Genomic DNA, 14,363 nt, shown 5'->3' on the forward strand with positions numbered 1-14,363 from the left:
GCCCCGGCCCCCGCTGCTCAACCGCCGCAGGGGCTCAAAAAACGCCCACCCGCCGCCCTGAGGCAACGGGTGGGCAAGGCGCGGCTGGCTCAACGGCCGTTGAACGCGTCCTTCAGGCGGGAGAAAAGCCCCTGCTGCCCCGGCTGGAACTGCCCCGTGGGCCGCTCCTCACCACGCAGCTTGGCCAGCTCCCGCAACACCCGCTCCTGCTCCGGATCCAGCTTCTGCGGCGTCATGACCTCGACGTGCACGATGAGGTCACCACGACCGCCACCCCGCAGATGCGTGACACCACGCCCGTGCAGCGGAACCGACTGACCGGACTGCGTACCCGGCCGGATGTCGATCTCCTCCGTGCCGTCGAGCGTCTCCAGCGGCACCTTCGTGCCGAGAGCCGCCGCCGTCATCGGGATGGTGACCGTGCAGTGCAGATCGTCGCCGCGCCGCTGGAACGTCGGGTGCGGGAGCTCGTGGATCTCCACGTACAGGTCACCGGCGGGGCCGCCACCGGGGCCGACCTCACCCTCACCCGCGAGCTGGATCCGCGTCCCGTTGTCCACACCGGCCGGGATCTTCACGGTCAGGGTCCGACGGGAGCGAATGCGCCCGTCGCCCGCGCACTCCGGGCACGGAGTGGGCACGACCGTGCCGAAGCCCTGGCACTGCGGGCACGGCCGCGAGGTCATGACCTGACCGAGGAAGGACCGCGTGACCTGGGAGACCTCACCGCGACCGCGACACATGTCACAGGTCTGGGCCGAGGTCCCGGGCGCGGCGCCCTCACCGCTACAGGTCGTACAGACCACAGCCGTGTCGACCTGAATGTCCTTCGTGGTGCCGAAGGCGGCCTCGTCCAGCTCGACCTCGAGCCGGATCATGGCGTCCTGGCCGCGCCGCGTACGGGACCGGGGTCCGCGCTGCGACGCCGTACCGAAGAAGGCATCCATGATGTCCGAGAAGTTCCCGAACCCGCCGGCGCCGAAGCCACCGGCCCCGCCACCTCCGCCGGCCTGCGACAGGGGGTCGCCCCCGAGGTCGTAGACCTGCTTCTTCTGCGGATCGGAGAGCACCTCGTAGGCGGCGTTGATCTCCTTGAACCGCTCCTGGGTCTTCGGATCCGGATTCACGTCCGGGTGCAGCTCGCGTGCGAGCCTCCGAAAAGCCTTCTTGATCTCGTCCTGGGAAGCGTCGCGGCGCACGCCTAGTACGGCGTAGTAGTCCGTGGCCACTTACGACTCCGCCAGGATCTGTCCGACGTAACGTGCCACTGCGCGTACTGCTCCCATCGTTCCCGGGTAATCCATGCGGGTCGGTCCGACCACGCCGAGCTTGGCCACTGCCTCGCCGCCCGAACCGTAGCCGACCGACACGACGGACGTGGAGTTGAGTCCCTCATGGGCGTTCTCGTGACCGATCCGTACGGCCATGCCCGAATCCCCCAGCTCGCCCAGGAGCTTGAGGAGCACGACCTGCTCCTCCAAGGCTTCCAGAACGGGCCGGATGGTGAGGGGAAAATCATGTCCGAAGCGAGTGAGATTGGCGGTTCCGCCGATCATCAGCCGCTCCTCGGTCTCCTCGACGAGTGTCTCCAGAAGAGTGGAGAGCACCGTGGAGACCGTGCCCCGGTCCTCCTGCTCGAAGGCGTCCGGCAGGTCCTGCACCAGCTGCGGCACGTCGGCGAACCTGCGGCCCGCGACACGGCTGTTCAGCCGGGCCCGCAGGTCCGCCAGGGACGACTCGCCGAACGGCGCCGGGCAGTCGATCATCCGCTGCTCCACGCGCCCGGTGTCCGTGATCAGTACGAGCATCAGACGGGCGGGCGCGAGCGAGAGCAGTTCGACATGGCGCACGGTGGACCGGGTCAGGGACGGGTACTGGACGATCGCCACCTGCCGCGTGAGCTGCGCGAGCAGCCGTACGGTGCGTCCGACGACGTCGTCGAGATCGACGGCGCCGTCCAGGAAGTTCTGGATGGCGCGCCGCTCGGGCGCGGCCATCGGCTTCACGGCGGTGAGCTTGTCGACGAACAGGCGGTAGCCCTTGTCGGTGGGGATGCGCCCCGCACTGGTGTGCGGCTGGGCGATGAACCCCTCGTCCTCCAGGGCCGCCATGTCGTTGCGCACGGTCGCCGGGGAGACCCCGAGCTTGTGCCGCTCGGTGAGCGCCTTGGAGCCGACGGGCTCCTCGGTACCGACGTAGTCCTGGACGATTGCGCGCAGCACTTCGAGCCTGCGTTCATTGAGCATCGGCGCACACCTCCAGAAACAGCCGTTGCGATCATCCTGTCTTTGGCACTCCCTGTGGGCGAGTGCCAATCGTCCCCGGCTCAGTGTACGGCCGGTGGGTACGGGCCCGGCAAGGGCGCTAGCGTCGAGGTATGGAGCTCGCGCAGCGTATCGACTGGTCCTCGGTGGGATGGGAGGGTCTCGCGCCGAACGTGGGGCGGGTGCGGCTGCCCGGCCTCGACTGCACGAGCGGCCTCGTCATCGGTAAAGACGCGGCGCTCTTGATCGACACCGGATCCTCACTCCGTGAAGGCGCCCGGCTGCGTGCCGACGCCCGCGCGCTCCTCGGGGCACACCGGAGAGTGACCCATGTCGCGTTGACCCACCCGCACTTCGACCACGTGCTCGGCACGGCCGCGTTCGCGGGCGTCGAGGTGTACGGGGCGGTGGGCATCGACGTCCTCTTCGAGCGCGGCGCCGAGGGGTTGCGGACCGACGCGGTGCGGCACGGTGTCGACCCGGAGGCGGCCACCGAGGCGGTCGACATCCTCGTCACCCCGGCGCACCGGGTGTGCGGCGAGTGGACGCTCGACCTGGGCGGCGGCCTGACGGTGCTGCTCGCGAACATCGGTCCTGCGCACAGCGGCCACGACCTGGCGGTACTCGTGCCCGGAGGCCCCGGCGGCCCGGAGATCGTCTTCTGCGGCGACCTGGTGGAGGAGTCGGGCGAGCCGCAGGCGGGCCCGGATGCGGCGCCGGGCCACTGGCCCGCGGCGCTCGACCGGCTGCTCGACCTCGGCGGCGAGGACGCGGTGTACGTACCCGGGCACGGTTCGGCGGTGAATGCGCGGTTCGTCCGCGCGCAACGCGCCACATTGGCGACGCGTTTCGGCGTGTCGTAGCCCTGGCCTGCGCTGTTCTCTTATCGTCTGCCGGATGCGCCAGTACTCTGCCGACCTGACTCCCCCCTGGAAGCGGAACAAGCCGGTACCCGAGGTTCCGGCCGAACCGGACCTCGTCGTCGAGGAGGTCACCACGGGCTTCTGCGGAGCGGTGATCCGGGTCGAGAAGACGGCGCAGGGTCCGACGGTGACCCTGGAGGACCGCTTCGGCAAGCTCCGGGTGTTCCCGATGGAGCCGCGCGGCTTCATGATCGACGGCAAGGTCGTCACCCTCGTACGCCCCTCGGGGCCGGCCCCGACCCGACCCGCCCGCAGCGCGTCCGGCTCGGTGGCGGTCCCCGGCGCCCGCGCACGGGTGGCCCGGGCGGGCCGCATCTACGTGGAGGGCAAGCACGACGCGGAGCTCATCGAGCGGGTCTGGGGCCACGACCTGCGCATCGAGGGCGTGGCGGTGGAATTCCTGGAGGGCGTCGACGACCTCCCGTCGGTCGTGGCCGACTTCGCCCCGGGCCAGGACGCCCGCCTCGGCGTCCTGGTCGACCACCTCGTCCCCGGCTCGAAGGAATGGCACATCGCCCAATCGGTGACGAGCGAGCACGCACTGGTCGTCGGCCACCCCTACATCGACATCTGGGAGGCCGTGAAGCCGTCCTCGGTCGGCATCGAGGCGTGGCCGCGCGTCCCCCGCGGCCAGGACTGGAAGACGGGCGTGTGCCGGGCACTGGGCTGGCGGGTGGCCAACACGGGTGAGGCGTGGCAGCACATCCTGTCCCGGGTCCACACGTACAAGGACCTGGAACCGGAACTTCTCGGCCGAGTAGAAGAACTCATCGACTTCGTCACGGCCCCGGCCTGAGCCTGCCGCCGCCTTGCCCACCCCCTGCCCAGATCAATCCACCAGGTCCCGGACCACCGCGTCCGCCAGCAAACGGCCTCGCAGCGTCAGGACCGCACGGCCCGCCGCGAACGGTTCCGCCTCCAGGAGACCGTCCGCCAAAGCCTTTCGCGCCGCCGCGAGCCCGTCGGCCCGAAGCAGTTCCATCGGACATCCGTCACGGAGCCGTAGCTCGAGGAGGATCCGCTCGACCCGGCGGTCCTCCTCCGCGAGGATCTCCCGGCCGGCCCCCGGCGACCGCCCCTCCGCGAGCGCCGCCGCGTACGCGCCCGGGTGCTTGACGTTCCACCACCGCACCCCGCCCACGTGCGAGTGCGCCCCGGGCCCGGCCCCCCACCAGTCGGCCCCGCGCCAGTACAGCTCGTTGTGGAGGCAGCGCCCGGCCTCGGACGTCGCCCAGTTCGACACCTCGTACCAGTCGAACCCTGCCGCCCCGAGCACCTCGTCGGCGATCAGATAGCGGTCCGCGTGCACGTCGTCGTCGGTCATCGGCACCTCGCCGCGCCGGATCCGCCGGGCCAGCTGCGTGCCCTCCTCGACGATCAGAGCGTATGCCGAGACATGGTCCGGACCCGCTCCGAGCGCCGCGTCCAGCGAGGCCCGCCAGTCGTCGTCCGTCTCGCCCGGCGTGCCGTAGATCAAATCCAAGTTCACGTGCTCGAATCCGGCCGCCCGCGCCTCCGCGACACAGGCCTCGGGCCGCCCCGGCGTATGCGTACGGTCGAGGACCTTCAGCACGTGCTGCCGCGCGCTCTGCATCCCGAACGAGATCCGGTTGAAGCCGCCGGCCCGCAGCTCCGCCAGGTACGCCGGGTCCACCGACTCGGGGTTCGCCTCGGTCGTGACCTCCGCGTCGTCCGCGAGCCCGAACTCGTCGCGGACCGCCCCCAGCATCCGTACGAGGTCGGCGGCCGGCAGCAGCGTCGGCGTACCGCCCCCGACGAACACGGTGCGGACCGGGCGCGGGTCGTCGCCGAGCACCTTGCGCGCGAGCCGCACCTCGTCGACCAGCGTCTCCGCGTAGTTGTCACGGGACGCGAGCACGCCGCCCGTGCCGCGCAGCTCGGTGGCCGTGTACGTGTTGAAGTCGCAGTAGCCGCAGCGCGTGGCGCAGTACGGGACGTGCAGATAGAAGCCGAGGGGTCGGGACCCCGCCCCGGCGAGGGCGGACGCGGGCAGCGAGCCGTCGTCGGGCACGGGCTCACCGTCGGGAAGTGCGGAAGGCATGGACCCATTGTCCCGCCTCCGTGGATTCCACCCGCACCACCGTCACTGCGCCTGGAGCACCAGCAGCGCCAGGTCGTCGTCCGGCGGGCTGTCCCCGAAGGCGTGCACGAGCCGCCGGATCCGCTCGACGAGCAGCGGCGCCGTCAGGCCCGCGCACCCGGCGAGCGCCGCCGCGAGCCCGTCCCCGTCGTCGAACTGGAGGGCCCCGCGGCGCCGCTCCGTGACCCCGTCGGTGACGCCCAGGAGCGTGTCGCCGGTGCGCATCACAAACGTTTCGCTTGTGTAGTCCGGATCGTCGACGACACCGAGCAGCACCTGTGGCGAGGCCGCGGCGACGACCTCCCCGCCGGGCCGCATGAGCAGCGGCAGCGGGTGCCCGGCGGAGGCGATGGTGCACAGCACGCCGTCCTCGGTGGGCGTCAGCTCCCCGTACAGGAGCGACAGGAAGCGGGACGTGGAGCCCTCCGGTGGCACGCCCCTGCCGTCGGCCGCGGCGAGCGCGCGGGCCGCCGCGTCGGAGGCCTCGGTCGCGTCGTCGAGCAGCAGCCGGTTGAGCCGGTCGAGGACCTGCGCGACCTGGTACTCCTCGCGGGCGAGCAGCCGCAGCCAGGGCCGTACGAGCCCGATGACGACGGCGGCCTCCGGGCCCTTTCCCTGGACGTCGCCGAGCGCGAAGCACCAGCGTCCGGCGCCGGCCGGGAACACGTCGTAGAAGTCGCCGCCGGGTCCTCCCGCCTCCTTCGGCTCGTACACGAGGGCGCTCGCCACGCCGGGGATCTCGGCCATCGACGTGGGCAGCAGGCCGCGCTGCAGGATGCGGCTGATGGTGGCCTGCCGGGTGAAGCGGCGGGCCGCGCTGACGGCGAGGCCGACGCGCCGGCTGAAGTCCTCGACGAGCCCGGTGACCTCGTCGGGGAAGCGGTGCAGCCCAGCCCGCCCGATCAGCAGGATGCCGAGCGCGCGGCCGCCGGCGGAGAGCCGGTAGGCGAGCGCCGAGCCCGTGTCCTGGGCGGCCGGGCCGCTCTGCCCGTCGAAGGGCCAGGGCACGGGGACGGCGCCGGAGAGGCGGTCGGGCAGCCGCGGGGGTTCCTTCTCCAGGAGCCCGCGGAGCTCTTCGGTGCGGTGTTCGTGGGCGTGCCAGACGCGGGCGAGCCGGGGCAGCGGCATCGGGTCCGCGCCGCGCATGTCGTGCTCGACGACGCCCGGCAGGCCGCGCCCCTCCTCCTCGTAGAACCAGACGGCGCACCAGTCGGCGAGCCGCGGCACGAGGAGTTGGCCGACGAGCGCGGCGACCATGTCCTCGTCGAGCTGTCCCGCGAGCAGGTCGGAGGCCTCGGCGAGGAAGGAGAGCGCGCCGCGGTTGATCCAGTCCTGGTCCTGGGGGGCGCGCCGGGACGCGGGCGCGAGGATCTCCGCGGCCCGCAAGCCCCTCTGCAGGCTGCGCACGCCGGCCGGGGTGTCGGGAATTTCCGCGGCGGATGTCGGGGCGTCGGCGGGGATCCGGGCCCAGACGGTCTTGGCGCCGTGACCGTAGGTGATGCCCCACAACTCGGAGAGCGAGGCGACGAGTTGGAGTCCGCGGCCGTATTCGGGGGTCTCCGGCGAGCGGAAGGCCCGGTCGTTGCGGACGGCGCGGGCCGGGTGCCGGTCGGTGACCTCGACGACGAGTCCCGCGGTGACACTGCCGTCGGGGGCGGCGCCCTCCAGGCGGCACAGGAGGTCGACGCCGGTGCCCGCGTGGACGACGGCATTGGTGACGAGTTCGCTGAGTACGACGGTCGCGTCGTCCATGAGGCGCCCGTCGAGCGTCAGGGACTCCGACAGCTCGGGCAGTTCGGTCCAGTCGACGAACGCGGCCCGCAGGAAACGACGGGCGGCCGCGGGCGCGAGCGGGTTTCCGGGCAGCGATGTGCGCGCGACCACCGGCACCCCGGTCGGCTGGTCAGGCGCGTCCGGGGCGCCGAAGGCGCTCTCCCGCTGGATCGGAATGGAACCCACGTTTCGGCTCCTGAGTAGTTGTGGCAAAGACGCCTCAGGCGACACCAACAGAGTGACAGACTGACCACGCCCATAAGCGTGGAGTTACCTAAGTAGGCCGCTATGAGTGAGAACAGTGGTATGCGTGCACCTCAGAAGGGCTACGGTGACGAAGCCATCCGCCCTAGTGATCTCCGGCCGTTGCTGGCCGCGCTGACGGCTGCCCGGGACGGCACGTTCGCGCATGTACCGATCACGGCGGACGGGATCGTCGGTGAGCTCGGCGCGACATTCAACCAGCTCGCCGACCGCAGCGTGCACTTCAACGCCGAACTGGCGCGGGTGCGGCGGGAGATCACCCGGCACGGCCGGCTCGACGAGCGCCTGGAAGCGAGCCCCGGACAGGGCGCCTGGGTGACGCGGGTCGGCGACGTGAACACCATCATCGACGCGCTCGTCGCACCGGCCGCGAACGCCACGCGGGTGCTCGAGGCCGTCGCGGGCGGCGACCTCAACCAGCGTGTCGACCTGCACGACGGGACCCGTCAACTCCGGGGCGACCTGCGGCGGTTGGGTCGTTCGGTCAACAAGATGGTGGACCAGCTCTCCCTGTTCACCGGCGAGGTGACCCGGGTGGCCCGCGAGGTGGGCACCGAGGGAAGACTCGGTGGGCGCGCCAAGGTCACTGGTCTGTCCGGGAGTTGGCGCGATGTGACCGAGGCGGTCAACACCATGGCGTCGCGGCTCACGGCGCAGGTGCGGGACATCGCGCTCGTGACGACGGCGGTGGCGCAGGGCGACCTGACACGTACGGTCACGATCGAGGCGACGGGCGAGCTGCTCGAACTCAAGCTGACCGTGAACACGATGGTCGACCAGCTCTCCGCGTTCGCCGACGAAGTCACCCGTGTCGCCCGCGAGGTCGGCACCGAAGGGCAGTTGGGCGGCCGCGCCCAGGTCCGCGGCGTCTCCGGGGTCTGGAAGGACCTCACCGACAACGTCAACTTCATGGCGTCGAACCTGACCTCCCAGGTCCGCAACATCGCCCAGGTCACGACCGCCGTGGCCGACGGAGACCTGAGCCAGAAGATCACGGTCGACGCGCAGGGCGAGATCCTCGAACTCAAGTCGACCATCAACACGATGGTCGACCAGCTCTCCGCCTTCGCCGACGAAGTGACCCGCGTGGCGCGCGAGGTCGGCACCGAAGGACAGCTGGGCGGCCGCGCCCAGGTCCGCGGCGTCTCCGGCGTCTGGAAGGACCTCACCGACAACGTCAACTTCATGGCCGACAACCTGACGTCGCAGGTGCGCAACATCGCGCTCGTGTCGACGGCGGTGGCCCAGGGCGACCTCGGCAAGAAGATCACCGTCGAGGCGAAGGGCGAGATCCTCGAACTCAAGTCGACCATCAACACGATGGTCGACCAGCTCTCCGCCTTCGCCGACGAGGTCACCCGCGTGGCCCGCGAGGTCGGCACCGAGGGCAACCTCGGCGGCCAGGCCCAGGTCCGCGGCGTCGCCGGCGTCTGGAACGACCTGACCGAGAACGTCAACTTCATGGCGTCGAACCTGACCTCCCAGGTCCGAAATATCGCCCAAGTCACCACGGCCGTGGCCCAGGGCGACCTCTCCAAGAAGATCTCGGTCGACGCGCGCGGCGAGATCCTGGAGCTGAAGGACACCGTCAACACGATGGTGGAGCAGCTGCGCGGCTTCGCCGACGAGGTGACCCGCGTCGCCCGCGAGGTCGGCACGGACGGCCGCCTCGGCGGACGCGCAACCGTTCACGGCGTGTCGGGCGTCTGGAAGGACCTGACCGACAACGTCAACTACATGGCGGACAACCTGACCTCACAAGTGCGGAACATCGCGCAGGTCGCCACGGCCGTGGCCCAGGGCGACCTCTCCAAGAAGATCGACGTCGACGCGCGCGGCGAGATCCTCGAACTGAAGACGACCATCAACACGATGGTCGACACGCTCTCCTCGTTCTCCTCCGAGGTGACCCGGGTCGCCCGCGAGGTCGGCTCCCAGGGTCAGCTCGGCGGCCAGGCACGGGTCGAGGGCGTGTACGGCACGTGGAAGCGCCTGACGACGAACGTGAACGAGCTGGCGCTGAACCTGACCACGCAGGTCCGCGCCATCGCCGAGGTCGCCTCCGCGGTGACCTCGGGCGACATGTCCCGCTCGATCACGGTCGACGCGCAGGGCGAGGTCGCCGAGCTCAAGGACAACATCAACCTGATGGTGGCCAACCTTCGCGAGACGACCCGCGCGAAGGACTGGCTGGAGTCGAACCTGGCCCGCCTCGCCGCCCTGATGCAGGGCCACCGCGACCTGATGGAGGTCGCCGACCTGATCCTGCGCGAGCTGACGCCGCTGGTGAACGCCCAGTACGGCGCGTTCTTCCTCGCGGAGGAGGAGGACGACGGCTCGCAGCAGCCCATGGCCGTGCCCACCAAGGGACTTGCGTACATCGCCGGTTACGGATCGGGCTCCGCCTCGGTCATCAACACGGGCGGGATGCCGGTCCACGGCCTCGTACGGCAGGCGGCGCTGGAGAAGAAGCGGATCCTGGTGGAGGAGGTGCCGCCGGACTACATCAACATCAACAGCGGGCTCGGCGAGGCGGCGCCCGCGTCGGTCGTGATCATCCCGATCCTCTTCGAGGACACGCTCCTGGGCGTGATCGAGCTCGCTTCCTTCTCCCGGTTCTCCGACGTCCACCTGGCGTTCTTCGACCAGTTCGTGAACACCATCGGCGTCGCCATCAACACCATCATCGCCAACTCCCGTACGGAGTCGCTGCTCGGCGAGTCCCAGCGGCTCGCCATCCAGCTCCAGGACCGGTCGAACGAACTCCAGCGCCAGCAGGCCGAGTTGCAGCGCTCGAACGCCCAACTGGAGGAGAAGGCCGCCTTGTTGGCGACCTCCTCGCAGTACAAGTCGGAGTTCCTGGCGAACATGTCGCACGAGCTGCGCACCCCGCTCAACTCCCTGCTCATCCTGGCCCGGCTGCTCTCCGACAACCCGGACGGCCATCTCAACGACCAGGAGGTCCAGTTCGCGACGACGATCCACCGCTCCGGCTCGGACCTGCTCCAGCTCATCAACGACATCCTCGACCTGTCGAAGATCGAGGCCGGCCGGATGGACGTACGCCCCAAGAAACTCCCCCTCATCAAGGTCCTCGACTACGTCCACGCGACCTTCCGGCCCATCACCCTCGACCGCGGCCTCGCCTTCGAGGTGTCGGTCGGCGAGGACGTGCCGCGCGAGATGTTCTCCGACGAGCAGCGCCTCCAGCAGATCCTGCGCAACCTCCTGTCGAACGCGATCAAGTTCACCGCTCAGGGCCGGGTCGAGCTGCGGGTCCGCCTGGTCAAGGCCCCCGAAGGGGCCCAGCTGGCCGACAGCGAGGACCTGCTCGCCTTCGCCGTCACCGACACCGGGATCGGCATCCCGCGCGACAAACTCGCCGTCGTCTTCGAGGCGTTCCAGCAGGCCGACGGCACGACGAACCGCAAGTACGGGGGCACGGGCCTCGGCCTGTCCATCAGCCGGGAGATCTCCGCGCTGCTCGGCGGCCACATCGTCGCGGAGAGCGAGCCCGGCGAGGGCTCGACCTTCACCCTGTACGTCCCCGTGCGCTGCCCCGGGCACGAGCCGCCCTCGGGGCAGGAGCCGTCCGCCCTGCCGCAGTCGGCCCTCGTACCCGAGCAGGGCGTCTCCATGGATACGTACGCGTCCCTGCAGCCGCAGGAGCAGGAGGACAACTGGCCGACGCCGACGAAGCTGGAGCGGTGGAAGACGGGCAGGCCGGGCCTGGTCCTGCCGGGCCGCCGCGTCCTGATCGTCGACGACGACATCCGCAATGTCTTCGCGCTCACGCACGTACTGGGCCGCGTCGGCATGCCCGTCCTGTACGCGGAGAACGGCCGCGAGGGCATCGAGACGCTGGAGAGCCACCCCGATGTCGAACTCGTCCTGATGGACATCATGATGCCCGAGATGGACGGCTACGAGACGATCTCCGTCATCCGCGGTACGCCACGGTGGGCCGGTCTTCCCATCGTGGCGCTCACCGCCAAGGCCATGCCCGGCGACCGCGAGAAGTCGATCGCCAAGGGCGCGAACGACTACGTCCCGAAACCGGTGGACGTCGACCAATTGCTGAATGTCGTGTGCGAACTGCTGGCCCCCGAGGAGGCGGAAGCGTCCGCCACCGAGGCCTCCGGCACTCCGGCGACCACTGAGTGAGGCACCGTCACCATGACCACTGCAGAGTCCACTTCGGCGGATCGGGCCAGCATCCTCCTCGTCGACGACATGGAGGACAACCTGACGGCGCTCGAAGCCGTGCTCGGACCGCTCAACGAGCCGCTGGTCAGAGCCCGTTCGGGCGAGGAGGCGATGAAGGCGCTGCTGCGCAGGCAGTTCGCCGTCGTCCTCCTGGACATCCGGATGCCCGGCATGGACGGCTTCGAGACGGCGACGAACATCAAGCGCCTCGACCAGACGAAGGACGTCCCGATCATCTTCCTGACGGGCACGGAGGCCGACACCGGCTACGCCTTCCGCGGTTACGCGACCGGCGCCGCCGACTACCTGACCAAGCCCTTCGACCCGTGGGTGCTGCGCGCGAAGGTGACGGTCTTCCTGGACCTGCACCGCAAGAACCGCCAGTTGCAGCGCCTCCTGGCGCGCGAGCACCAGCAGTTGGACGACCTGGCGGACCGCATGACGACGATGGAGCGCCGCCTGGCCGAGAACGAGAACCCCGATGTGCGGGAACTGCGCCACGACATCGGGGAAATGAAGGAGACGCTGCGGCTGGTGCGCCGGGGCTAGGTCCGGGGCGCACCATCCGCGGCGTCTCCTCGGCGGGTATCAGCCCTCGCGGCTTCCGGCGTACATCTCGTCGAGGAGCGCCTTGTACTCCCGCTCGACGACCGGGCGCTTCAGCTTCAGGCTGGGCGTCAGCTCGCCGTGCTCGATGTCGAGGTCGCGCGGCAGGAGCTTGAACTTCTTGATGGTCTGCCAGCGCTGCAGGCCCTCGTTGAGCTCCTTCACGTAGCCCTCGACGAGCTCCACCGTCTGCGGCGCCGCGACGACCTCCGCGTAGGAGGAGCCGCTGAGGCCGTGCTCCTTCGCCCACTCGAGGATCGACGGCTCGTCGAGGGAGATGAGCGCCGTGCAGAAGTTCCGGTCGGCGCCGTGCACCAGGATGTTGGAGACGTACGGGCACACGGCCTTGAACTGGCCCTCGACCTCGGCCGGCGCGATGTACTTGCCGCCGGACGTCTTGATGAGGTCCTTCTTGCGGTCGGTGATCCGCAGGTAGCCGTCGTTGGACAGCTCGCCGATGTCGCCGGTGTGGAACCAGCCGTCGGACTCCAGGACCTCGGCGGTCTTGTCGGGCAGCCCGTGGTAGCCCTCCATGATGCCGGGGCCGCGCAGCAGGATCTCGCCGTCGTCCGCGATCCGCACCTCGGTGCCGGGCAGCGGCTTGCCGACGGTGCCGGTGCGGTACGCCTCACCGGGATTCACGAAGGAGGCGGCGCTGGACTCGGTCAGTCCGTAGCCCTCCAGGATGTGCACTCCGGCGCCGGCGAAGAAGTAGCCGATCTCCGGAGCGAGCGCGGCCGAGCCGGACACGCACGCCCGCAGCCGCCCGCCGAAGGCCTCCCGCAGCTTGCTGTACACCAGCGCGTCGGCGACCTTGTGCTTCGAGGAGAGTCCGAACGGCACCGAGGCGACGCCCGTGCGCCGGAAGTTGTCCTGGCTGACCTTCGCGTACTCGCGCGCGACGCCGGCCGCCCACTGGAAGATCTTGTACTTGGCGGAGCCACCGGCCTTCGCCTTCGCGGCGACGCCGTTGTAGACCTTCTCGAAGATGCGCGGCACGGCGGCCATGTACGTCGGCTGCACGACCGGCAGATTCTCGATGATCTTGTCGACGCGGCCGTCGACCGCGGTGACGTGCCCGACCTCGATCTGGCCGGACGTGAGCACCTTGCCGAAGACGTGCGCGAGCGGCAGCCACAGGTACTGCACGTCCTCGCCGCTCACCAGGCCGGTCGCCGCGATGGCCTTCGCCATGTACGACCAGTTGTCGTGCGGGAGCCGGACGCCCTTGGGCCGCCCGGTGGTGCCGGAGGTGTAGATGAGCGTGGCGAGCTGGTCCTTCTGGATCGCCCCGACCCGCTCCTTGACGACCTCGGGGTTCTTCTCCAGGTACGCGGCGCCGCGCGCCTCCAGGTCCTCCAGGGTGAGCACCCAGCCGTCGGGGTCGCCCGCGTCGGGCTCGACCCCGGTCGCGTCGATCACCACGACGTGCCGCAGCTCGGGCAGCTCGGCCCGGCGCGCCCGCGCCTTGGCGAGCTGCGCGGCGTCCTCCGCGACCAGCACCTTGGACTCGGAGTCGGAGAGGATGAACGCCGACTCGTCCTCGTTGGTCTGCGGGTAGACGGTCGTGGTCGCCGCACCCGCGCACATGATGCCGAGGTCGGCAAGTATCCACTCGACACGGGTCGAGGAGGCGAGCGCCACCCGCTCCTGCGGACCCACGCCCAGCTCGACCAGGCCGGCCGCGATGGCGTACACGCGCTGCGCGGCCTGCGCCCAGCTCAGGGACTTCCAGTCGTCGGGGCCCGTGCCGGTGGCCGAGGGCACCGGGTAGCGGTAGGCCTCGGCGTCCGGTGTCGCCGTCACGCGCTCCAGGAAGAGGTTCGCCACGGAGGGCGGACGGTTCTCGATCAAGGTCTGTGTGTCGCTCACGACGTCCTCCGGGGCCCGCGACAGTGCGGCTTGTCTCAGACTGCGCGGCTGGTTGATACGAGGCTTGTTTAACTGGCGAGTAACCATGGGGCAGTGATCAGGGTAAGGGTCACCCGCCTGCCGCGTAAGGGGCTCCGGCCACCGACTTCATCGGACTCACCCCTACGTCCTCACCCCTCACACGCCCCACACAAAAGCGGTGGGCCCGCCACGCGCCCCCCGGGCCGGCCCCCCCCCCCCCCCCCCCCCCGCTCCCCCCCCACCCCCCCCCCCGCCCCCCCCCCCCCCCCCCCCCCGGGCCCGCCCCCCCCCCCCCCCCCCCCCCCCCCCCCCCCCGCGCCCGCCCCCCCCCCC

Annotated in this window: 9 protein-coding genes; 4 read left to right on the top strand and 5 right to left on the bottom strand. The window is 70.4% G+C overall.

Translation table 11 applies throughout. The features are described from left to right. Positions 1-89 precede the first annotated feature (89 nt). Positions 90-1,229 (bottom strand): molecular chaperone DnaJ, encoded by a 1,140-nt coding sequence (gene dnaJ / locus ACYSUO_RS41960; protein WP_385757015.1) that lies wholly within the window; start codon positions 1,227-1,229, stop codon positions 90-92. Beyond that, complete coding sequence (gene hrcA / locus ACYSUO_RS41965) at positions 1,230-2,246, bottom strand: heat-inducible transcriptional repressor HrcA (protein ID WP_425833878.1); 1,017 nt, start codon at positions 2,244-2,246, stop codon at positions 1,230-1,232. A 131-nt stretch (positions 2,247-2,377) separates the two neighbouring features. On the opposite strand from hrcA, the gene ACYSUO_RS41970 reads away from it, so the two are divergent. Together ACYSUO_RS41970 and ACYSUO_RS41975 are read left to right on the top strand one after the other, a co-directional pair. After that, the gene (locus tag ACYSUO_RS41970) at positions 2,378-3,127 is read left to right on the top strand and encodes an MBL fold metallo-hydrolase (RefSeq protein WP_461781466.1); all 750 of its coding nucleotides are present in this window, start codon (positions 2,378-2,380) and stop codon (positions 3,125-3,127) included. A 34-nt stretch (positions 3,128-3,161) separates the two neighbouring features. Continuing rightward, positions 3,162-3,983, top strand: coding sequence for a DUF3097 domain-containing protein (locus ACYSUO_RS41975; RefSeq protein WP_461781467.1), 822 nt, complete (start codon positions 3,162-3,164; stop codon positions 3,981-3,983). Positions 3,984-4,016: 33 nt separating this feature from the next. On the opposite strand, the gene hemW is transcribed toward ACYSUO_RS41975, so the two are convergent. Together hemW and ACYSUO_RS41985 are read right to left on the bottom strand one after the other, a co-directional pair. Next, on the bottom strand, positions 4,017-5,249 hold the full coding sequence (gene hemW / locus ACYSUO_RS41980; protein WP_461781468.1) for a radical SAM family heme chaperone HemW: 1,233 nt from the start codon (positions 5,247-5,249) through the stop codon (positions 4,017-4,019). 42 nt (positions 5,250-5,291) lie between these two features. Further along, positions 5,292-7,247, bottom strand: coding sequence for a SpoIIE family protein phosphatase (locus ACYSUO_RS41985; RefSeq protein ID WP_461781469.1), 1,956 nt, complete (start codon positions 7,245-7,247; stop codon positions 5,292-5,294). A gap of 102 nt (positions 7,248-7,349) precedes the next feature. Between ACYSUO_RS41985 and ACYSUO_RS41990 the strand changes: the two genes are divergently transcribed. Next, entirely contained in the window at positions 7,350-11,489 is a 4,140-nt protein-coding gene (locus ACYSUO_RS41990; RefSeq protein WP_461781470.1) for a HAMP domain-containing protein, read from the top strand. A gap of 12 nt (positions 11,490-11,501) precedes the next feature. Beyond that, a complete protein-coding gene (locus ACYSUO_RS41995) occupies positions 11,502-12,080 on the top strand; it encodes a response regulator (RefSeq protein ID WP_461781471.1) in 579 nt (192 codons plus the stop codon). Between the two features lie 39 nt (positions 12,081-12,119). Here ACYSUO_RS41995 and ACYSUO_RS42000 read toward each other — a convergent pair whose 3' ends face one another. Then, positions 12,120-14,009, bottom strand: coding sequence for an AMP-dependent synthetase/ligase (locus ACYSUO_RS42000; protein ID WP_461781472.1), 1,890 nt, complete (start codon positions 14,007-14,009; stop codon positions 12,120-12,122). Between the last annotated feature and the right edge of the window lie 354 nt (positions 14,010-14,363).

This window comes from Streptomyces sp. UC4497 (assembly GCF_054871485.1).

What these genes read in the sequence shown, in the direction of transcription:
- hemW (WP_461781468.1), bottom strand. Translation starts at nt 5,249, where the DNA reads ATGCCTTCCGCACTTCCCGACGGTGAGCCCGTGCCCGACGACGGCTCG.
- hrcA (WP_425833878.1), bottom strand. Translation starts at nt 2,246, where the DNA reads ATGCTCAATGAACGCAGGCTCGAAGTGCTGCGCGCAATCGTCCAGGAC.
- ACYSUO_RS41975 (WP_461781467.1), top strand. Translation starts at nt 3,162, where the DNA reads ATGCGCCAGTACTCTGCCGACCTGACTCCCCCCTGGAAGCGGAACAAG.
- ACYSUO_RS41995 (WP_461781471.1), top strand. Translation starts at nt 11,502, where the DNA reads ATGACCACTGCAGAGTCCACTTCGGCGGATCGGGCCAGCATCCTCCTC.
- ACYSUO_RS41970 (WP_461781466.1), top strand. Translation starts at nt 2,378, where the DNA reads ATGGAGCTCGCGCAGCGTATCGACTGGTCCTCGGTGGGATGGGAGGGT.
- ACYSUO_RS41990 (WP_461781470.1), top strand. Translation starts at nt 7,350, where the DNA reads ATGAGTGAGAACAGTGGTATGCGTGCACCTCAGAAGGGCTACGGTGAC.